Genomic DNA, 20,637 nt, shown 5'->3' on the forward strand with positions numbered 1-20,637 from the left:
ATGCGCCCGATGGCCCAGATCGCCATGGTCATGAACCTCGACAAGTGCATCGGCTGCCACACCTGCTCGGTGACCTGCAAACAGGCGTGGACCAACCGCACCGGCATGGAGTACGTCTGGTTCAACAACGTCGAGACGCGCCCAGGACAGGGCTATCCGCGCCGCTACGAGGACCAGGAGCGGTGGCGCGGCGGCTGGGAGCTGAACAAGCGGGGCGCCCTGAAGCTCAAGGCGGGCGGCCGGTTCCGCAAGCTGGCCGGGATCTTCTCCAACCCCGTACTGCCGGAGATCAAGGACTACTACGAGCCCTGGACGTACGACTACCAGAACCTCACCGACGCCCCGCTCGGCGACGACTTCCCCGTCGCGCAGCCGCTGTCGCAGATCACCGGCAAGCCGATGAAGATCGAGTGGTCCTCGAACTGGGACGACAGCCTCGCGGGCGCGCCCGAGCACGGGGACCTCGACCCGATGGTCGCCAAGGTCCGCGAACAGGCCGCGGAGAAGGTCAAGTTCGCGTACGAACAGGCCTTCATGTTCTTCCTGCCGCGGATCTGCGAGCACTGCCTGAACCCGTCGTGCGTGGCGTCCTGCCCGTCCGGCGCGATGTACAAGCGGGCTGAGGACGGCATCGTGCTGGTCGACCAGGACCAGTGCCGCGGCTGGCGCATGTGCGTCACCGGCTGCCCGTACAAGAAGGTGTACTTCAACCACCGCACCGGCAAGGCCGAGAAATGCACGTTCTGCTATCCGCGCGTGGAGGTGGGCCTGCCGACGGTGTGCTCTGAGACCTGCGTGGGGCGGCTGCGCTACCTCGGTGTGATGCTGTACGACGCGGACAAGGTGACCGCGGCCGCGTCCGTGAAGGACGACAAGGCGCTGTACGAGGCCCAGTTGGGGGTCTTCCTCGATCCTCACGACCCGGGTGTGCAGCGGGCGGCCGAGGAGGCCGGGATTGCGTACGACTGGATGGAGGCGGCGCGCCGCTCCCCCGTGCACGCCCTCATCAGCAAGTACAAGGTCGCGCTGCCGCTGCATCCCGAGTACCGCACGATGCCGATGGTCTGGTACATCCCGCCGCTGTCGCCCGTCGTGGACGCGCTGGCCGAGACGGGCTTCGACGGCGAGGAAGCGGGCAACCTATTCGGCGCCATCGACACGCTGCGGATCCCGCTCGAGTATCTGGCGGAGCTGTTCACGGCGGGCGATGTGGGGCCGGTCCGGGCCTCGCTGGAGAAGCTCGCCGCGATGCGGTCGTACATGCGTGCAATCAACCTCGGGGACCAGCCGGACTCCTCCATCGCCGCGTCGGTCGGCATGGACGGGCAGACCATCGAGGAGATGTACCGGCTGCTGGCGATCGCCAAGTACGAGGAGCGGTACGTCATCCCGACCGCGGCGGTCGGCGACGCGGCCCGCCTCGAGGAGACGGCTCTCCCGGCCGATCTGCCGGACACCTGCAGCCTCGACTTCGAGGGCGGTCCCGGCATGGGCGGCGACGGACCGCTCGGCCAGGACTCCGGGCGCAGGCATCTGCCGCTGGTCTCCGTGGAGAACTTCCACGTACTGCGGGAGCGGCAGACCGCCGACAAGGAGAGCGAACTGAAGGGGGATCCGCCGTGACGTCCTCTGCCGTGCTGTACCAGGCCGCCGCGTACTGCCTGGGCTATCCCGACGACGAGTTCCGTGAGCGGCTGCCGCTGCTGCGGGCCGCCGCTCCCGAGCTGGGCGGCTTCCTCGACCACGCGGCGGCCGAGGCGCCCGCGGACCTCGCCGCGCACTACGTCCGGGTCTTCGACTTCAAGAACCGGCACAGCCTGTATCTGAGCTGGTGGCGGGACGGTGACACGCGGCGGCGCGGCATGTCGCTGGTCCGCTTCAAGGAGACCTACCGGGCGCACGGCCTGGAGTTCACCGGCGAAGAGCTGCCCGACTTCCTGCCGGTGGTGCTGGAGTTCTCGGCGCAGGCCGGGCCGGTACTGCTCAAGGAGCACCGCGCAGGCCTGGAGCTGCTGCGGCTCGCTCTCACGGACTTCGGCACGCCGTACGCGCGCGTGCTGGACGCGGTGTGCGCCACGCTGCCGGGTCCGTCGCCGAAGGACCGGGCCGCGGCGCTGGCCCTTGCCCGGTCGGGCCCGCCACGCGAGGAGGTGGGCCTGGAGCCCTTCGGACTCATCGCGGAGCGACCTGTTGCGGAACCACCCATCGGAGAGCCACCCATCGGAGAGCCACTCATCGGAGATCGTTCATGAAGACACTGCTGTGGGGGGTCCTGCCGTACATCGCCTTCGTGCTGCTGGTCGCGGGCACGATCTGGCGGTTCCGCTACGACAAGTTCGGCTGGACGACGCGCTCGTCGCAGATCTACGAGTCGAAGCTGCTCAACATCGCGTCACCGGTGTTCCACTACGGCATCCTCTTCGTGCTGGTGGGCCATTTGGTGGGGCTGTTCATCCCGGAGTCGTGGACGGACGACATCGGCCTCAACGAGCACACGTACCACCTGCTGTCGCTCTACGGCGGGACGGCGGCCGGGGTACTGGCCCTGGCCGGCATCGCGCTGCTCGTGTACCGGCGGCGCACCAAGGCCCCGGTGTTCCGCGCCACGACCGCCAACGACAAGCTGATGTACCTGGTGCTGGTGGCCGCGCTCGTGCTCGGCATGGTCGCCAAGCTGATGCACGTCTCCGGCGACGGCTACAACTACCGTGCCACCATCGCCCCTTGGGCACGCAGCCTGTTCACGCTGCAGCCCAAGACGGACCTGATGGCGGGCGTGCCGGTGATGTACCAGATCCACGCGGTGGTGGGCGTGCTCCTCATCGCCCTGGTCCCCTTCACCCGCCTCATCCACATGTTCAGCGCCCCGATCCAGTACCTGTTCCGCCCGTACGTGGTGTACCGCACGCGCGACCCGGAGCAACTGGGGGCGCGGCCGGAGAGGCGGGGGTGGGAGCGGACCGGGGTGTAGCCGCTGCTCAGGCAGCCCCGCCCTTCGACTCCTTGTCCTCGTCGACGATCTCGGCGTCGACCACGTCCTCGTCCGACTTGGGACTCTCGGTACCCGTACCGCTCTCGCCTCCTGAGCCTGATGCGGCCTGGGCCTGTGCGTACATCGCCTGCCCCATCTTCTGGCTGACAGTGCCCAGCTTCTCCACGCCCGAGCGCAGCGCCGCCGTATCCTCGCCGCCCGCCTCCAGAAGCCCCTTCAGCTCGCTCACCGCCGCCTCCACCTCCGACTTCGTATCACCCGGGATCCGCTCGCCGTTCTCGGCGAGGAACCGCTCGGTCTGATACACGAGCTGTTCCGCCTGGTTGCGGGTCTCGGCGGCCTCGCGGCGCCGGCGGTCCTCGTCGGCGTACTGCTCGGCGTCGCGCATCATGCGGTCGATGTCGTCCTTGGGGAGCGCCGAGCCGCCCGTGACGGTCATCTTCTGCTCGCGGCCCGTCGCGAGGTCCTTCGCGGAGACGTGCATGATGCCGTTGGCGTCGATGTCGAAGGTGACCTCGATCTGTGGGACGCCGCGCGGCGCGGGCGGCAGCCCGGTGAGGTCGAAGACGCCGAGCTTCTTGTTGTACGCGGCGATCTCGCGCTCACCCTGGTAGACCTGGATGCCGACGGACGGCTGGTTGTCGGTGGCCGTCGTGAAGATCTCCGAACGCTTCGTGGGGATCGTCGTGTTGCGTTCGATGAGCTTCGTCATGATGCCGCCCTTGGTCTCGATGCCGAGGGACAGCGGCGTCACGTCGAGCAGCAGGACGTCCTTGACGTCGCCGCGCAGCACGCCGGCCTGGAGCGTGGCGCCGACGGCGACGACCTCGTCCGGGTTGACGCCCTTGTGCGGGTCCTTGCCGGTGAGGTGCTTGACCAGGTCCGTGACGGCGGGCATGCGCGTCGAGCCGCCGACGAGGATCACGTGGTCGATCGCGGAGAGCTCGATTCCGGCGTCCTTGACGGCCTGGTGGAAGGGGGTCTTGCAGCGGTCGAGGAGATCTCCGGTCAGCTCCTGGAACTGGGCGCGCGTCAGCTTCTCGTCCAGGTGCATCGGGCCCTCGGGCGAGGCGGTGATGTAGGGGAGGTTGATGGTCGTCTCGGTCGACGAGGACAGCTCGATCTTCGCCCGCTCCGCGGCCTCGCGCAGCCGCTGCAGCGCCATCTTGTCCAGCGAGAGGTCGATGCCGTACGCGTTCTTGAACTGCTTGACGAGATGGTCGACGATCCGCTGGTCCCAGTCGTCGCCGCCCAGATGCGTGTCGCCGTTGGTGGCCTTCACCTCGATGACGCCGTCGCCGATGTCGAGGAGCGACACGTCGAAGGTGCCGCCGCCCAGGTCGAAGACGAGGACGGTCTGCTCCTCGCCGCGGTCGAGGCCGTAGGCGAGGGCCGCGGCCGTCGGCTCGTTGATGATGCGCAGCACCTTGAGCCCGGCGATCTCACCGGCCTCCTTGGTGGCCTGGCGCTGGGCGTCGTCGAAGTACGCGGGGACGGTGATCACCGCGTCGGTGACGTTCTCGCCCAGGTACGACTCGGCGTCCCGCTTCAGTTTCTGCAGGACGCGCGCGGAGAGCTCCTGTGCGGTGTAGCGGGTGCCGTCCACGGAGCCCTGGTCGGGGAAGCGCCAGTGGGCGTCGCCCATGTGCCGTTTCATGGAGCGTGCGGTGCGCTCCACGTTGGTGACCGCCTGCCGCTTGGCCACCTCGCCCACGAGGACCTCGCCGTTCTTGGCGAAGGCGACGACCGATGGTGTGGTGCGCGCGCCCTCGGCATTGGGGATGACGGTGGGCTCACCGCCCTCCAGCACGGCCACCACCGAGTTCGTCGTACCGAGGTCGATTCCGACCGCACGTGACATGTCCGTCCCCTTCCGCTGAACCCGGGGTTTCCACTCTCAGCACAAAACTTGAGTGTCCACTTGTCAATCCCTGGGGGCCGGATGCGGCCGTGCCGCCGTCCGCTTCGGGCTGGACGACGGCACGGTCGATGCAGGGTGGACGGCCGGTGTCCGGCTTCAGCCGACGAGCTTCGCGTCCAGCGTGATCGTCGTGCCGGTCAGTGCCTGGCTCACCGGGCAGTTCTTCTTGGCGTCCTCGGCGGCCGAGACGAACGTCGCCTCGTCGATGCCGGGCACCTGGCCCTCGACGGTCAGATGGATCCCGGTGATGCCCGTACCGGGCTGGAATGTCACGTCCGCCGAGGTGGTGAGGCGGGTCGGCGGATTGCCGGCGCCCGTCAGGCCGTGGGACAGCGCCATGGAGAAGCAGCTGGAGTGGGCGGCGGCGATCAGCTCCTCGGGGCTGGTCTTGCCGTTCGCCTTCTCGGCCCGGGACGGCCAGGACACCGGCTGCTCGCCGATGCCGGAGGAGTCGAAGGTGACGACGCCGTTGCCCTCGAGCAGGTTGCCTTCCCAGACGGTGTGTGCGGAGCGCGTGGTTGCCACGATGTATCCCTTCAGTGAGGTCCCGTGTCGTGTCCGGGTTCCGTAACCACCATCCGATCACACCCGGACCCGGCGCACCCGGAAGAACGGCTCACGCCTCTTCTGCCGGTACGGCTTCTTCGTCCCGTACCGCTTCGTGTGCGCCCACCGGCACCTGGGGTCCGTCGCCGTCGCTCAGCCAGCGCCGGAAGACTTTGTGCAGTTGTTCGGCGCCGATCAGCTCCTGGCCGTCGTCGACCGGCGCGGAGAGCGCGTACGGCGACAGCAGGAAGGGCTGGCTCTGGGCGCCGCCGAGCCCGCCGTGCGAGCCGATCTGCTCCTCGAAGGCGTGGACCTCGCCCTCCTCGGGGTCGTACCAGGAGTTGACCATGATGTCGGCGGTGCGCGGGAAGGAGTGGGTGCGGCGCACGGCGTCGGCGGCGCCGGGGCCGAAGGCCGCGAGCGGCCCGGGGTCCCCGTCCAGCTCGTCGAGGGGTATCTGCGCGCTGTGCGCGCCGAGCACGAGCCCGTCGTGCTCCTCGCTGTCGACGAGCACGAAGCCGATGCCCGGGTGGTTGGCGAGGGTGGACAGCAGCGCGGGATGGCGCCGGTCGATCTCCTCGCGCGTCATGCGGTGCGGCACGTCCGGGAAGGAGATGAGCCCGAGGTTGCCGGACGCGAGCACGACAGGGCCTGAGCGGCGGGACGGGCGGCGCTGCTCCGCCTCCTCCTCGACGGGCCGGTGCAGAGCGGCCCGGACCGCGGCCCGCGCCTCCGTGCCGCTGCGCGTCCGCTCCACCCGGCGCCGCACGGGCAGCCCGCACCCGGCCCTGACCAGGTCGGCGAGGGTGAGGCCGTAGCGGGAGAGGAAGGTCTCACCGGGACTCTGCCCGTGATCGGAGAGCACCACGATGCGGTACGGCCGCGGGGCGTGCTCGGCGACCTTGGCGATCAGGGCGAGGGACCGGTCGAGCCGCTGCAGCACCTTCTCCGCGTCGCGGCTGCGCGGCCCGGAGTGGTGGGCCACTTCGTCGTATGCGACGAGGTCGGCGTACACGGCGCGGCGGCCGACGAGCATGTCGCCGACGACCGCGGCGACCACGACGTCTCGCTCGACGACCGTCGCGAAGGCCCGGACGAACGGATACAGGCCGCCGCGGGAGACGCGCGGCCGCCGCTTTGTGAGCAGGGCGTGCGTCGACTCGGCGATCTCGCGGCAGACCTCCGCGACGAACGACATGGCGGTACGGACGGCGTTGGCGGGGTCGGAGAAGTAGGCGAAGTAGCCGGCGCGGGAGCGGTTCTCGCGGCCGCGGCGGGCGGCGACGGACAGGACGAGGGCGAGCTGGTCGGCGCCGCCGCTGAACAGGTTGCCGCGGCTGGCGCCGTCGAGGCTGAGCAGACCCCCGTCGCCGGTGTGCGCGATGGCGCGGCGCTGGAGTTCGGCGGCGCTGCTGGGGCGGTTGCAGACCATGACCTCGCGGGTGTCCTTCTCGTACCAGCGGAAGGCCGGGATGTCGTGGTTGGTGCCGTGCAGGATGCCGAGCTGGCTGGCGCCGGTCTGGCTGGACCAGTCGGTGCGCCAGGGGGTGAGCCGGTGGGTGGGTTCGGCGGCGGCCGGCACCTCGCCGTCGCCGCCGTCCACGGACGCGTCCGTCGGCGGGCCCTTCGCCAGCCAGGCGGCGACGGTGGGCATGAGCCCCTTGCCGACGGCATCCAGGAGAACGTCGTGGCCGACGCCGTCGAGCTGGATGAAGACGGTGCCGGGGGTGGCCGGGCAGGCTCCGGCCAGGGCCCGCCTGCGCCGGCGGTCGGCGAGCCGGTAGAGCCTGCGGCGGTACGCGTCGTCGTCACGCACGGCGAGCGCGGTGCCCGTCGCGGACGCCACGGCGGACATCACGGCGGCCACGACGACGGCCGTCTCGGGGGCGACCTCGCCGCGGCCGGACGGGTTCAGCTGCATCGCCACCAGCAGCAGCGAGCCGTTGAGGAAGAAGACGAGCAGCCCGATGACGAGGGCGGGCACCAGCAGCAGCGCTCTGACGAGCAGCGGCCACACCAGGGCCGACAGCAGACCGAAGGCGCCCGCGCCGAGCGCGGCCGTGATCGCGATACGGGTGCCGCTGTCGCCGTCGGGCGACTGCAGCCGGAAGTCCGGCAGGATCCCCGCGAGCACCAGCATGGTGACGGTGCTGACCGCCCACACGGCGATCACGCGCCACGAGGCGCTGCCGACCCTCCGCCACCGCCAGTCCGCCACGCCCTGCTTCACCTCACGTCCCGCCCCGCCCCGGACGGACGGTCCAGGTCCAGCCTTTCACAGCCGGGCAGAGGGCTGGCGTCGACTGGTTGTGGGCAGGCGTTCCGACCGTTGTGGGCAGGCGTTCCGCAGGGCTGGGGGCACCTCCCAGCGGTAGCTGGGGGAGGGTGGGCACAGCCCGCGACGGCGGGTGCCCTGAAAATTCGGGCCAGCCGCCCGGTACGGCGGCAGCCCCTCAGCAACCGTCGTACCCCGCCGTCGGCATAGACAGCCGCCGGTGGATCCGCGCCTTCATCTCCGCGTCATACGCCGGTTCGGCCAGCCCCGCGGTCTCGACGCGCACCCCGCGCCGTACGCACTCGGCCGTGAACTCGTCCACGGACCGCAGAGCACGCTCCAGCACGCGCCGGCTCGGTACGACGAACAGGTCCACCAGACCCGCGTCGACGTCCGCCCACAGCACCCGGTGGTCGGGGCGCAGGCCGTGCACGACCAGTTCGCGGGTGACCACGTACCCGTGCTGGGAGGCCCAGCGGGCGCACATCGCGTGCTGACTGCGCGAGTCCACCAGGAACGGGTCCGCGTCCAGCTCCTCGAGAGGCGTCAAGCTGGCGATCGCCGTGACATGCACGCGACCTGCGCGGTCGACCGCGCTCCCGGCGTCCTCCATGGCGTCCCCCTCACCCCTGGCTTGGGCGTCGACCCTACCTCTGCCCGTAGGCTCGGGGGGAGTTACACGAAGGAGGTACCGCGTGCCGGTGGAGATCACCTGGTGGGGTCACGCCACCTGCACCGTCGAGGACTCGGGCACCCGGGTGCTGACCGACCCGCTGTTCGCGCGGCGCCTGGCCCATCTGCGGCGCCGCCGCGGTGCGCTGCCGCCCGCCGAGGCCTCGGTCGCCGACGTGGTGCTCGTCTCGCATCTGCACGCCGACCATCTGCATCTCCCGTCGCTCGTCCGGCTCGCGCCGGGCACCCGGCTGCTGGTGCCGCACGGCGCGCTGCAGGCCGTCCCGGGCCTGCGGAAGCTGAACCACCTGCACCTCACGGAGGTCCGCCCCGGGGACGAGACGGCGGTGGGCAAGCTCGTCGTACGCACCGTGCCCGCGCTGCACGACGGGCGGCGGCTGCCATTCGGGCGGCAGCGCTCGCCCGCCCTCGGCTATGTGATCGACGGCGAGGCGCGAACCTACTTCGCAGGCGACACCGGGCTGTTCGACGACATGGCCAAGGAGGTGGGCGACGTCGACGTGGCGCTGCTGCCCGTGGGCGGCTGGGGACCGTATCTCGGCCACGGGCATCTGGACGCGGGCCGCGCGGCGGAGGCGCTCGCCCGGCTCGGTCCCGGCAGTGCGGTGCCCGTGCACTACGGGACGTACTGGCCGATCGGCATGGACGGGGTACGGCCGCACGAGTTCCATGCGCCGGGCGACGAGTTCGTACGGCTGGCGGCGGCGCGGGCGCCCGAGGTGGCGGTGCACCTGCTGGGGCACGGGGAGAGCGTGCGGCCGGGGACGAGCTGGGGGAGCGACCGGACCGGCGAGGGACCGGAGGACAGGACCAGGTGAGCCACGTGTTCCACGGCGCGCTCGCACTCGCATACGCGGCTCATCTGCCGCAGTCGGCCGCGGCGACGGTGCCACCGGAGTCCACGCAGCAGGCGGTCGGATACCCGTCGCTGTTCCTCCTGGTGCTGATCGGCGCGCTGGTGCCCGTCGTGCCGACCGGTGCGCTGGTCAGTTCGGCTGCCGTGGTCGCTTTCCACCAGACGGCGCCGTTCTCGCTGCTGCTGGTCTTCGTCGTGGCGGCGACGGCCGCGTTCCTCGGCGATGTGGCGCTGTACTGGCTGGGGCGGCGCGGGATGCGGTCGAAGAACGGTTCGCGGTGGCTGGAGGCGATGCGCAGCCGCGCGCCCGAGGACCGGCTTTCCCAGGCGCAGCGGAAACTCGACGACCACGGGGTGATGGTGCTCGTCCTGTCGCGGCTGGTGCCCGCGGGCCGGCTCCCGGTGATGCTGGCCTGTCTGCTGTCGGAGATGCCGCTGCGCCGGTTCGTGCGTGGCAATGTGCCGGCGTGTCTGGCCTGGGCGGCGACGTACCAGGTCATCGGCATTCTGGGCGGTTCCCTGTTCCCGGAGCCGTGGGAGGGTGTCGTGGCGGCGGTGGCGCTGACGCTGCTGATCAGCGCGGTGCCGTCGGTGTGGCGGCGCCTGCGCGGGTCGACGGCCTGACCGGCCGCCGTCCGGCCGGCGTGCCCGTGGGTGTCACACCTCGAGCACCCGTGACCCACCGATCGGCAGGTCCCAGAGGTCCTCGCGCGGGAGGCCGGCCTTCTCCCAGGCGGTCCGGACGCGCTCCAGAGGCTCCATGACGGGTTCGGCCGAGAGCAGGAACGTCGCCCAGTGCATGGGCGCCATGCGTCGCGCCCCGAGATCCAGGGCCGCCTGAACCGCTTCCTCCGGATTGCAGTGGACGTCCCTGAGCCACCACTGCGGGTCGTACGCGCCGATAGGCAGCAGCGCGACGTCGATGCCCGGGTAGCGGTGTCCGATACGCGAGAACCAGTGGCCGTAGCCGGTGTCCCCGGCGAAGTACACGCGCTGCCCGGCCGGATCCGTGAGCACCCACCCGCCCCAGAGCGAGCGGCAGGTGTCGTTGAGACGGCGCTTGGACCAGTGGTGGGATGGGACGAAGTCGAACCGCACTCCGCCGGTCTCCGCGGCCTCCCACCAGTCGAGCTCCGTGACCCGCGTGAAGCGCCGCCGCCGGAACCAGCGGGCGAGCCCGGCGGGCACGAACAGCGCGGTGTCGCGCGGGAGCCGGGCGATGGTGGGGGCGTCCAGATGGTCGTAGTGGTTGTGGCTGATGACGACCGCGTCGACGGCCGGCAGGGCGTCCCAGGCGACGCCCACCGGCGTGATACGGGCCGGGGTACCGATGATCTTGCGGGACCAGACGGGGTCGGTCAGCACGGTGAGCCCGCCGATACGGAGCACCCAGCTGGCGTGCCCGGCCCAGGTGACGGCGACGGTGCCCGCGTCGACGACGGGCAACGGCCCCGGCTCGAACGGCAACCGAGGAATGTCGACAAGCCCTTCGGGCCGGGGCCGGAGGGCCCCTTCCCTAGCGAACCGCGCAAACGCCCCGATCCCGGGCAGGGGCGCGGTCAGCCGATCCAGAAAGGGCCTCGGCCAGAGACGGCGCTCGCCGAGGGGGCGGGGTGCGGGAAGGGCGACGGGGGGCCGGCTGGGGGCTGAGGGTTCGTCACGGGCGGCGGGCCGGACGGGTCTGTCGGCGCTGGCACGGAACGCGACTTGCGGCGCGGCCACGGCTGATTCGGCGAGCGTGTGGGGACCGGCGAACGCGTTACGCTCCGACGCGTGTGGCCCGGCGGGCGTTTCCGTGTCGGTGCCCGCACCGGTGGAGTCCCGTTCCGACGGTTCGTCGGACTGCTGCGTCGTCGACCGGGGGTGCTGCGTCATCTAGGCGGCTCCAATCGCTGGGCGTCGGCGCGGAGATCGTCCAGTACCGATCCGAACATGCTCAACGCCCGCTCGACAGACGGCAATTCCAGCGGATCTGATGCCGTGAGCGACTCGGCCCGCTCCTCCTCGGTGGCGCCGAGGAGCGGCCCCGTGGACAGCCGGACGCGCAACTCGCCGATGTGGTCGCCGAAGCGGTGGCCGCCCGGCGCGGGCAGCTCCAGGCGCCGGGTCAGGAAGTCCTCCAGTTCCTGCGCGTCGCTGACACCCCGCTCGGCGAGCGCGGACCGCAGCGGGCCGAGGTCGGCGTAGAGGTGGCGCCCGGCCTGCGGGGGCAGCGCCAGTCCGCCCGCCGCAAGCACGGCCTGATGCACGGCGGCCGCCACGCGCGCGTGCACCCGCACCTCCGCGGCCAGCCGGGCCGTGACCGCCTCGGGTTCACCGAGGGCGTACGCGGCGGCCGCGGCGGTCGGCGTGGCGACGCGCGCACCGACCGCGGTGAGCACGTCGAGGACTCGGTTCCGCAGGTCGGAGCCGTCCTCCGTGGCGGGGAAGCGGGCGATGGCGGCCGGCCAGCCGGTGGGCAACAGCGCCCCGGAGAGGTCGCACAGCACGGTGACCTGCCCGGGCAGCATGTCGGCCGGGCTCACTACGACGGTCTCGTGGGGCCGGTGCACCGTGTCGCGCCACGTCTCGTCGCTGACGATGTGCAGACCCTCCCCCGCGGCGGCCTCGACGGTCTCGTGGAGCACCTCGGGCGGCGGCACGGTGGCCGTGGGGTCGTCCGCGACACCGAGCACGAGCACCCGAGGGTTCCCGCCCTCGGCACGGACCCGGCGTACGGTCTCCAGGAGCGCGTACGGATCGGGGATACCGCCGCATTCGGCGGGCGTCGGCACATGGAACACCGATCTGCCGAGCAGTCGCGCCGTCGGCGCCCACCAGGCGGGGCAGGGGCGCGGCAGGAACACGTCACCGGCGAGCGCGCCGGTCAGCGCGAGCAGCAGCGCCGGAGCGCCGGGGGCGGCCGCGACATGGCCCCGCTCGCAGGACAGGCCGCGGCGCTCCCAGTAGCCGCCGACGGCATCCAGTAGGGCGGGTCCGCCACCGGACGGTTCCGCTTGGGCCGCGCCCGCCGCCGCGGCCAGCACCGCGGAGAGTTCGGGCAGCATCGGCAGCCCCTGCTCGGGAATCGGCGGGCCGTACCGGACGGGGCCGTGCCCCCCTGGATCCGTCCGCCTCCGCCGCATGTACTACCTCCGCGCAGTCACGTGTCGCTTCCCGTGCCCGTCACCGTTCGGTCTCTGTGCCTGCCGTCGTCCGTACGGCCGTTGTGACGCCTGTCCCGGCGCAGAAACCCGACGCCTGTCCGTACGGTCCTGTGGACGCCCTCATGACCTCTCAGTACCCAGCGTCCCGCTGATCCATTTCCGCGGCACGCGATGCCGGGTGTCACATGCGGTCGCGACCAGCCGGCTCGCCGCGCGTGACCGGCCGGCCTCCGAAGGCTGTCGGGCACTTCAGCAATCCTCGGCATCCTCCCTGCGGTACACCCTGTAGACGCCGGCACCGATCGCACCCGCGATCAGGACTCCGCCGCTGATCGACGCCGCGAGCGATCCGGCGAAGCTGCCGCCGTCGCCGGCGTGCACGCCGTGCGGCAGGTTCGCGTCGGTGCCGGAGTCGCCGCCGTCTGCGACGGCGGCGTCCCAGTCCGGGGTCTCGTCGTCCCGGCCCGGGGCCTCGTCCCGGCCCGGGGTCTTCCCCACGTCGTCAGGGCCTTGGGGGGCGGCCGAGTCGCGGGCCTTCGGACCCGCCGGATCGTTGCGGCCACCGGGTTTCTCGGAGGCAGCGGGATCCCTCTCGCCGCCAGGCTTCTTCGACGCCGCAGAGTCCCTCCCACCAGCAGGTTCCTCCGACGCCGCCGGATAACTTTCACCGGCCGGCTCTTCAGGGACGGCGGAGTCCTGGCGACCCCCCGCGTCCTGGCGACCCCCGGCGTCCTGGCGGCTGCCGGCGTCCTGGCTGCTCTCGGCGTCCTGACTGCTGTCGGCGCCCTTGCGGCTCCCTGTTTCCTGCCGGCCGTCGCCTTCCTGCCGGCCGTCGGCTTCCTGGCGGGTACCGGGCGACTCCAGCCGCTGGGATTCCTCCGGCGCTTCGGGCTCCCTCAGCGCCTCGGACTCGCTCTGCCCCTCGGACGGAACCAGGCCCTCCGACTCGCCCGCACCCAAAGATTCCTCCACCCCCTGAGGCTCGCCGGCACCCTCGGGCTCGCCCAGGCTCTCGTACCCGCCCCGGTCCTCGGACTCGCTCTGCCCCTCGGACTTGTCCAGCGCCTCGGACTCGCCCTGGCCCTCGGACGGGACCAGGTCCTCCGGCTCACCGGCACCCGCAGGTTCCTCGACCCCCTGAGACTCGCCGGCGCCCTCCGAATCGCGCAGCTTCTCCGACTCACGGGCACTCTCCGACTCCGCCAGCGCCTCGGACTCGCCCGCAGCCTGGGACTCGTCCAAGCTCTCGTACCCGCCCCGGTCCTCGGACTCGTCCAGGTCCTCCGACCGGCCGACGCCCTGGGATTCCTCCAGCGGCTTGGACTCGCCGGCCCCCTCGGCCTCGCCCCGGCTCGCGTCCTCGTCCCGGCCCTGAACATCGCCCGATCCCGTCAGCTCCCCCTGCTCACCCGGCTTCCGCTGCTCTGCCCGGCCCCCCTCCCCTCCCTGGCCTTCGCGATCCCTCGGCCCGCCGCCCTCAGTCCTTTCCTCTTCCCCCTTGGGCTGTTTCGGCCCGCCGGACGCCGCCGGATCCTTGGGTTGCCCGGACTCCGTCGGCCCCTCCGACTGCCCCTGTCGAGGGGGCTCCTGCAACCCGTGGCCCTCCTCCGAATCGCCGGTATACGCCCCGGCACCCACCCCATACGCCTCAGCAGCCGCCGCATGGGCGACTGGCGCGGTGCCGGCCACGGCGGCCGAGGCCAGGACGGTGGCGGCGAGGGCGCGGGCAGTACGCATGAGCGGGCTCCTTCGGCCGACGTCGCGGCAGGCACGGCGTGTCCGTGCCCCGCACCCCATCACAGCCCGCCCACGGGCGATGCGCGCGCGGCCGTGCCCCATTCGTGCTAACCGCGAACCCGGCCGTGTGACAGAGTCGGCCCGCCCAGCAAGTGCTAGCCGGCCAGCGACGCCAGTTCCTTCTCGAGTCCTCGGCCGCGGGTGTCCACGAGGCCCGACGCCACGTCGGAGAGCTTGCGGTTGGTGCCCTGGGAGATCCGCTTGAGGATCGCGAAGGCCTCGTCGGCGTCGCAGCCCAGCACATGCATGACGATGCCGCAGGCCTGGTCGACCAGCGGGCGCGAACGCAGAGCGGCGCCGAGGTGGTCGACCTCCGTGAGCGCCGCCCGGTACGAGCGGTCGCGTACGAGGCAGGTGGCGGCGAGATCACCGAGTGCCTGGGCGGGACCGTGCGCGGCGCCTTCCAGGGCGCCGGGCCGGAAGCTGTACAGGCTCAACGTGACGGTGAGATTGGGGCGCCGGAAGGGCAGCGTGAGACAGGCGCGCACGCCGGAGTCGAGGGCCACGGCGCGGTACTCCGGCCACCGCCGTTCGTTCAGCAGGTCCTCGGCGCCGACCGGCTCCCCGCGCTCCTCCGCCGCCGGAATCGGTCCCTCGCCGGAGCGCAGCTGTACGGAGACGAGCCCGGCCAGATCGGGATGGGTCACCGCGGCGGGCCGCTCGGAGCCGCCGTCGGACGCCGTCGTACCGGCACCGCAGCAGGCGGCGGTGCAGCGAGCCGCCTGTTCCGCGAGCTCCGAGAGCCTTCGCCCCGGAAGGGCTGATTCCGGGGACTCCGGTCCGAGGAATTCGGATTCCGGCATGCTGTGGACCTCCTCTGTGCTGCTCGCTGGCTCCTGCTCTCGTCCTCTGTTGTGCTCTCTTGTGTTCTCCCGCTGCCGGTGCCCGGCTCATGGTGCTGCTGCCCGGACGAACCATCGAAAAACACGTGGATCTCCGTCGCCTCCCCGGACGCCTGCTCGACGGGATACGTTCGTCGCATGGCGCAGACGGAGGAGTTCGGTGAAGAGCTCGCGGATTTCGTACGCCGTGTCGCGGAGCTGAAGGCGGCTCGCTCCGTCCCGACGGACGAGCTGCCCCCGGTTCTCGACGCGGCGATCTTCGAGCTCGATCATGTCGCCGACCAGCTGTGGCCGTGGTACGAGCGGCTCGCGGCCGGCGGTTCCGCGGGGGCTTCTCCGGGCAGCCGTCCGTCCAACGACCGTCAGGAACAGCAGTTGCTGCGGGCGCTCTTCCAGCGGTTTCCGCTGCCGGTGGCGCTCGTGGACCGTGAAACGGTCGTACGCCGGCTGAACTTCGCGGCGACGGAGTTCACTGGTGTCCGCGCCGGGTACGCGACCGGTCGCCCGCTCACCGGATTCCTCGCGCACGCCGACCGGGCCGCGTTCCGGTCGCAGGCGGCGGCCGTGGCGCGGGGCGACGGGGACCGGAGCCTGACCGTCCATCTGCAGCAGCGTCCTTCCGCACCGGTCCGTGCGACGCTCACCGCGCTGCGGCCGAGCTCGGAACCACGTACCGCGGTCCTCGTCGTACTGCAGCCCGCCGCCGGCGGCCGACTGGCCGTGCACGCCGGCTCGCCGGGCTGGGGCAAGGTGCCCGATCTCGCCGAGACGACGCGGCACGCGGCACTGATGGACCTGGTGGACGCCATGGCCACGTCCTTGCTGTCCGCGCCGCCCGGCGACCGGGCCGCCACGCTGGAGCGGGCGGCCCGGGTCCTGCACGGACGGTTCGCCGACTGGGTGGTGGCCGACGCGGGCGCGGCGCATCTGACGCGTACGACGGTGCTGGGCCCTCCGGGCGCTGACATCGGGGCCGTCGTGGAGCAGGATCCCGCCGCGTGCCCCCTCGTCGTCGAGGCGGCACGCGGCGGGTCCACGGCCCTGCAGGTGCGTCCGGAGGATCCGGAGGCCTTCGGGCTGGACACGACCGGGGCCCCCGTTCTCGTACGGGCGGATGTGACGTCGCTCCTGTGCGTGCCGCTCACCGCGGGTGCGAGTGGGGCGGTGCAAGGCGTTCTCACGCTGTTCAGGACGGGTGCGCGGCTGGCGTTCTCCCTCGCCGAGGCGAAGGCGATCGACATGATGTCGCGCCATATCGCCCTCGCGATGCGGCGACACGGCTGACGGCCAACCGCAAAGACACCCGCCGTCGTGGGTCGTGCCCACCCACCGGCAGGTGGCGCACCACCCACCGGCAGGAAGCCGAAAGGACGGGACGGGACGGCGGCTACGCCGCCTCGCTCAGGACCTGGTCGCGCATCTTCTCGCAGCAGCGGCTGATCAGCCGCGACACGTGCATCTGGGAGATGCCGAGCTGCTCGGCGATACGGCTCTGCGTCATGTCTCCGAAGAACCGCATGTAGAGGATCGTGCGCTCACGCTCGGGCAGCTGCTGCAGCCGCGGCTTCACGGCCTCGCGGTCGATGACGACGTCGAGCGCCGGATCCGGGGCGCCGAGCGCGTCGCGCAGCGCGTATCCGTCCTCGCTGCCCGGCAGTTCGGCGTCCAGCGAGAGAGCGGTGAAGCTCTCCAGCGCCTCGAGACCGACCAGCACGTCCTCATGGCTCATGTGGGCGTGCTCGGCGATCTCGGCGACGGTGGGCATCCGTCCGGAGACGGACTGCGACAGGTCCTGGCAGGCGAAGCGGACCCGGTTGCGCAGGTCCTGGACGCGACGCGGCACGTGCAGGGTCCACATGTGGTCGCGGAAGTGCCTCTTGATCTCACCGGTGACGGTGGGCACGGCGTAGCTCTCGAACGCGGAGCCGCGTGCCGGATCGTACCGGTCGACCGCCTTGACGAGCCCCAGCGCGGCGACCTGGCGCAGATCCTCCAGGGACTCGCCGCGGCCGCGGAACCGTCCAGCGAGCCGTTCGGACATGGGGAGCCAGGCCTCGACGATCTCCTGGCGCAGTGCGTCGCGTTCGGGCCCGTCGGGCAGTTCGGCGAGCCTGCGGAAGGCCTCTGTGGTGTCGGGTGCGTCGTCGTGCGGGTGCTGCTTCTTCGCTTGTGCCTGGGTTCGCATGGTGCGTCGCGCTCCCTAAAGGTGCGTGCCTGCGATGTAGCCGGTCACCGTGGGAGAGCATTCGAGCCGCTCGGGGCACACCCGGGGCGAATGATCACGTGCTTGATCACCGGTCTCCCACGGACGTGCCTCCGGTCCGAAGCACTGACTCTGCGCCTGCCCCTACGCGAAGGACGCAAACACCGGGTTCGCCGTCGATGTACGGGCGGCTCGACCCGGTGAACGAGCCGACACGGAACGCCGAGGTTTCCGCGCGGACCCCGTGGTGACCCGGTGCCGTGGTCTCACCGTCCGTCCCCGCCCCGTTCCCGGAGGTCCTCTCATGAGCACCAAGGTCGCCGATCACATCCTCGCGAGGCTGCGCGAATGGGATGTGGAGCACGTCTTCGGCTACCCCGGGGACGGCATCAACGGTCTGCTCGCCGCCTGGGGCCGGGCCGAGGACCAGCCCCGTTTCATCCAGTCGCGGCACGAGGAGATGTCCGCGTTCGAGGCGGTCGGGTATGCGAAGTTCGGCCACCGGCTGGGGGTGTGCGCGGCCACGTCCGGGCCGGGCGCGATCCACCTGCTCAACGGCCTGTACGACGCGAAGCTCGACCATGTGCCGGTGCTGGCGATCGTCGGGCAGACCCACCGCAGCGCGATGGGCGGCTCGTACCAGCAGGAAGTGGACCTGCACACGCTCTTCAAGGACGTCGCGTCCGACTTCGTGGAGACGGTGACGGTGCCCGAGCAGCTGCCGAACGTCCTGGACCGGGCGATCCGCACCGCGTACGCGCGCCGCTGCCCCACCGCCGTGATCATCCCGGGCGACGTCCAGGAGCTGGACTACTCGCCGCCCACGCACGAGTTCAAGATGGTGCCCTCGAGCCTCGACCGCAGCGGCTGGACGGCGCTGCCGTCGCAGACGTCGCTGGAGCGGGCCGCGGAGGTGCTGAACGCCGGCGACAAGGCCGCGATCCTGATCGGCCAGGGCGCGGCGGGAGCGCGGGCCGAGGTCGAGGAGATCGCCGCTCTGCTCGGCGCGGGCGTCGCGAAGGCCCTGCTCGGCAAGGACGCGCTCAGCGACGAACTCCCTTACGTCACAGGCTCCATCGGCCTCCTCGGCACCCGGCCTTCGTATGAGCTGATGCGCGACTGCGACACCCTCCTGACGATCGGCTCGTCGTTCCCCTACACCCAGTTCCTGCCGGAGTTCGGCAAGGCGCGCGGGGTGCAGATCGACATCGATCCGCACATGGTCGGGATGCGCTATCCGTACGAGGTGAATCTCGTCGGCGACGCGAAGGCCACCCTGCAGCGGCTGATCCCGCTGCTGGACAGGGACCGCGGACGCGAATGGTTCGACGAGATCTGCGCGAGTGCCGCGCGGTGGCGCGAGGTGATGGAGCGGCGCGCGGGCCTGTCGGCGGACCCGGTCAATCCCGAGTACGTGGCGCGGGCCCTGGACCCGATGCTCCCGGACAACGCGATCATCACGTCCGACTCCGGCTCGGTCGCGAACTGGTACGCGCGGCACCTGACGATCCGCGGTGAGATGCGGTCGTCGCTCTCGGGGACGCTCGCCACGATGGGCTGCGGGGTGCCGTATGCGATCGGCGCGAAGTTCGCGCATCCGGACCGGCCAGCGATCGCGCTGGTCGGGGACGGTGCGATGCAGATGAACGGCCTGGCGGAGCTGATCACCGCGGCCAAGTACCGGCACCAGTGGGAGGATCCGCGGCTGGTCGTCGGGGTCTGGAACAACCAGGACCTGAACCAGGTGACATGGGAGCTGCGGGCCATGGGCGGCGCCCCGTCGTTCCTGCCGTCGCAGGAGCTGCCGGATGTGCCGTACGCGGCGTTCGCCCGGTCGATCGGGCTGACCGGCATCCGGGTCGAGAAGCCCGGGGACGTCGAGGCCGGCTGGCGGGCGGGCCTCGAGGCCGAGGGGCCCGCGGTGATCGAGTTCCTGACGGATCCGTCGGTGCCGCCGATTCCGCCGCATGCGACGTGGGAGCAGATGGAGGCGACGGCCGAGTCGCTCCTCAAGGGCGACGCGGAGCGGTCGTCGGTGATCCGGCAGGGGCTGAAGGCGAAGATGCAGGAGTTCCTGCCGGGGGTCGGCAGGCAGCGCTAGCCCGTCTGTTGAACGGCGCTGAGTAGTTCAGTCGCGCACGAATCTGTTCAGCGGGTCGCTTCCGTACGAGTCGCTGCGGAAGCGTTGACTACTCCGGCTCATGCCAGGGAGCAGCCCCTCCAAGCGCCCGGAGCACCCCTACCAAGTATGCTTCCTGCCTCTCCCTGTCATGATCCCCCCACAACGGAGTCCCCCATGCCCACAGCCCGGTTGTCCGCGGCGACTTCCCTTCTCTCGGCTGTAGCTGCCGGCGTGCTGCTCGTCGGCTGCTCGGCCTCGGTCAGCGTCGGAAAGTCCACGCCGAAAATGTCTGCGGACAAGCTGGCGACCATACTCGCCGAAAAGCTCGCCGAGACAACGGGCCAGCCAAAGCCGGACATCGCCTGCCCCGAGGATCTCGTCGGCAAGGTCGGTACCACCACCCGGTGCACGCTCACAGCGGACGACGGCAGCACCTTGGGCGTATCGGTCACGGTGTCATCTGTCGAAGGAGACCAGATCAACTTCGACTTCAAGGCCGACGACAAGGCTTCCCCAGCTGCGAACTGACCACCGCGCCGTTCTGCTGCAACGTCGCCTCCTGTGCGACGGCTGACAGGCAGTCGCCCGTCGCACAGGAAGCGACGTTGCTCTTCGCTCCGCCCGCTCTGCGCGTTCCGATGCCTTGATCGGCTACACCCAAACCCAGGCCGGGGCCCATGAGTTGCAGGGTGTGGAGGCGCTCCTGTACGACTTCGTCGTTGAACTTGGGTTGCTGCGAACGCTTGCGCCGTACGGCGACACACGGGGAGATGCGGAGTCATGGCAGGGCCGGAACCAGGACAGACGGGAAGCAACGTGACGGGACAGTCCATCGGGATGCGACTGAACCAGCTGCCGGCCGACGCTGGAGGGTCCTCTGGTTCCTCGGGGCCGGCCGGAGGGCAGGAAGATCTTGCTTCCTCGCCGGCTGAGAAGAGGGCCGCGGCAAAGGCCATCGAGGATCACATCGAGCCCGACACCCGCAAGGCCGGCGACTGGGCGGACGCGGAGACCAACGAGGCCGTCAAGGGGTTCCGTGACGGATGGCTCACGTCGGGGGCTTTGAAGAAGGCGCACGAGACGTGGGGCGAGCAGGTCAAGAACCTGATGAACCGACTCGCATCGGAGAAGGCAGCGCTGCGGAGTGCTAACACCGTGCTGCAAGGCACGGATATCCAGGCCGGAGCGAGTGCGCGCTCGGTGTCGGTGATCGACGGGTACTGACCGGGCTGTATGAAGCGCTC

The 20,637-nt window shown here is 71.1% G+C and carries 18 protein-coding genes; 9 read left to right on the forward strand and 9 right to left on the reverse strand.

Features of this window, described 5'->3' with window-relative positions:
• From narH to narI, 3 genes are read left to right on the forward strand one after another with little or no spacing between them, the layout of a single operon-like run.
• Entirely contained in the window at window positions 1–1,623 is a 1,623-nt protein-coding gene (narH, locus tag ABT009_RS12745; RefSeq protein WP_351292585.1) for a nitrate reductase subunit beta, read from the forward strand.
• The gene (gene narJ, locus ABT009_RS12750) at window positions 1,620–2,252 is read left to right on the forward strand and encodes a nitrate reductase molybdenum cofactor assembly chaperone (RefSeq protein WP_351292587.1); all 633 of its coding nucleotides are present in this window, start codon (window positions 1,620–1,622) and stop codon (window positions 2,250–2,252) included. Before narH ends, narJ begins: the two co-directional genes overlap by 4 nt.
• Entirely contained in the window at window positions 2,249–2,971 is a 723-nt protein-coding gene (gene narI / locus ABT009_RS12755; protein WP_351292589.1) for a respiratory nitrate reductase subunit gamma, read from the forward strand. Before narJ ends, narI begins: the two co-directional genes overlap by 4 nt.
• A 7-nt stretch (window positions 2,972–2,978) precedes the next feature.
• Here narI and dnaK read toward each other — a convergent pair whose 3' ends face one another.
• From dnaK to ABT009_RS12775, 4 genes are all read right to left on the reverse strand, one after another.
• Window positions 2,979–4,853 carry a molecular chaperone DnaK gene (dnaK, locus tag ABT009_RS12760; protein ID WP_351292591.1) on the reverse strand — a complete coding sequence of 625 codons (1,875 nt, stop codon included), beginning with the start codon at window positions 4,851–4,853 and terminating at the stop codon, window positions 2,979–2,981.
• Window positions 4,854–5,009: 156 nt separating this feature from the next.
• The gene (locus ABT009_RS12765) at window positions 5,010–5,438 is read right to left on the reverse strand and encodes an OsmC family protein (protein ID WP_351292593.1); all 429 of its coding nucleotides are present in this window, start codon (window positions 5,436–5,438) and stop codon (window positions 5,010–5,012) included.
• 91 nt (window positions 5,439–5,529) lie between these two features.
• Window positions 5,530–7,677 (reverse strand): alkaline phosphatase family protein, encoded by a 2,148-nt coding sequence (locus tag ABT009_RS12770; RefSeq protein WP_351292595.1) that lies wholly within the window; start codon window positions 7,675–7,677, stop codon window positions 5,530–5,532.
• Window positions 7,678–7,912: 235 nt separating this feature from the next.
• Complete coding sequence (locus tag ABT009_RS12775; protein ID WP_351292597.1) at window positions 7,913–8,347, reverse strand: recombinase family protein; 435 nt, start codon at window positions 8,345–8,347, stop codon at window positions 7,913–7,915.
• An 82-nt stretch (window positions 8,348–8,429) separates the two neighbouring features.
• On the opposite strand from ABT009_RS12775, the gene ABT009_RS12780 reads away from it, so the two are divergent.
• The gene (locus tag ABT009_RS12780; RefSeq protein WP_351292599.1) at window positions 8,430–9,245 is read left to right on the forward strand and encodes an MBL fold metallo-hydrolase; all 816 of its coding nucleotides are present in this window, start codon (window positions 8,430–8,432) and stop codon (window positions 9,243–9,245) included.
• Window positions 9,246–9,289: 44 nt separating this feature from the next.
• Window positions 9,290–9,907 carry a DedA family protein gene (locus ABT009_RS12785; RefSeq protein ID WP_351292966.1) on the forward strand — a complete coding sequence of 206 codons (618 nt, stop codon included), beginning with the start codon at window positions 9,290–9,292 and terminating at the stop codon, window positions 9,905–9,907.
• Between the two features lie 33 nt (window positions 9,908–9,940).
• On the opposite strand, the gene ABT009_RS12790 is transcribed toward ABT009_RS12785, so the two are convergent.
• From ABT009_RS12790 to ABT009_RS12805, 4 genes are all read right to left on the reverse strand, one after another.
• Window positions 9,941–11,158, reverse strand: a complete 1,218-nt coding sequence (locus ABT009_RS12790; RefSeq protein WP_351292601.1) for an MBL fold metallo-hydrolase — start codon at window positions 11,156–11,158, stop codon at window positions 9,941–9,943.
• Window positions 11,155–12,408, reverse strand: coding sequence for an aminotransferase class I/II-fold pyridoxal phosphate-dependent enzyme (locus ABT009_RS12795; RefSeq protein WP_351292603.1), 1,254 nt, complete (start codon window positions 12,406–12,408; stop codon window positions 11,155–11,157). Before ABT009_RS12795 ends, ABT009_RS12790 begins: the two co-directional genes overlap by 4 nt.
• A gap of 270 nt (window positions 12,409–12,678) precedes the next feature.
• Window positions 12,679–14,166: a putative sodium/potassium/calcium exchanger gene (locus ABT009_RS12800; RefSeq protein ID WP_351292605.1), complete on the reverse strand. Its 1,488-nt coding sequence runs from the start codon at window positions 14,164–14,166 to the stop codon at window positions 12,679–12,681.
• A 155-nt stretch (window positions 14,167–14,321) separates the two neighbouring features.
• Entirely contained in the window at window positions 14,322–15,029 is a 708-nt protein-coding gene (locus ABT009_RS12805) for an ANTAR domain-containing response regulator (RefSeq protein ID WP_351292607.1), read from the reverse strand.
• Window positions 15,030–15,206: 177 nt separating this feature from the next.
• On the opposite strand from ABT009_RS12805, the gene ABT009_RS12810 reads away from it, so the two are divergent.
• Window positions 15,207–16,352, forward strand: coding sequence for a PAS domain-containing protein (locus ABT009_RS12810; protein ID WP_351292609.1), 1,146 nt, complete (start codon window positions 15,207–15,209; stop codon window positions 16,350–16,352).
• Between the two features lie 103 nt (window positions 16,353–16,455).
• On the opposite strand, the gene ABT009_RS12815 is transcribed toward ABT009_RS12810, so the two are convergent.
• Window positions 16,456–17,253, reverse strand: coding sequence for an RNA polymerase sigma factor SigF (locus ABT009_RS12815; protein ID WP_351292611.1), 798 nt, complete (start codon window positions 17,251–17,253; stop codon window positions 16,456–16,458).
• Between the two features lie 322 nt (window positions 17,254–17,575).
• Between ABT009_RS12815 and ABT009_RS12820 the strand changes: the two genes are divergently transcribed.
• From ABT009_RS12820 to ABT009_RS12830, 3 genes are all read left to right on the forward strand, one after another.
• The gene (locus tag ABT009_RS12820; RefSeq protein ID WP_351292613.1) at window positions 17,576–19,372 is read left to right on the forward strand and encodes a thiamine pyrophosphate-requiring protein; all 1,797 of its coding nucleotides are present in this window, start codon (window positions 17,576–17,578) and stop codon (window positions 19,370–19,372) included.
• 195 nt (window positions 19,373–19,567) lie between these two features.
• Window positions 19,568–19,921 (forward strand): DUF4333 domain-containing protein, encoded by a 354-nt coding sequence (locus tag ABT009_RS12825; protein WP_351292615.1) that lies wholly within the window; start codon window positions 19,568–19,570, stop codon window positions 19,919–19,921.
• Window positions 19,922–20,230: 309 nt separating this feature from the next.
• Window positions 20,231–20,617 (forward strand): hypothetical protein, encoded by a 387-nt coding sequence (locus ABT009_RS12830; RefSeq protein ID WP_351292617.1) that lies wholly within the window; start codon window positions 20,231–20,233, stop codon window positions 20,615–20,617.
• The last annotated feature ends 20 nt before the right edge of the window (window positions 20,618–20,637 follow it).

This window comes from Streptomyces sp. NPDC002896 (genome assembly GCF_040295225.1).
Taxonomy (GTDB): Bacteria; Actinomycetota; Actinomycetes; order Streptomycetales; family Streptomycetaceae; genus Streptomyces.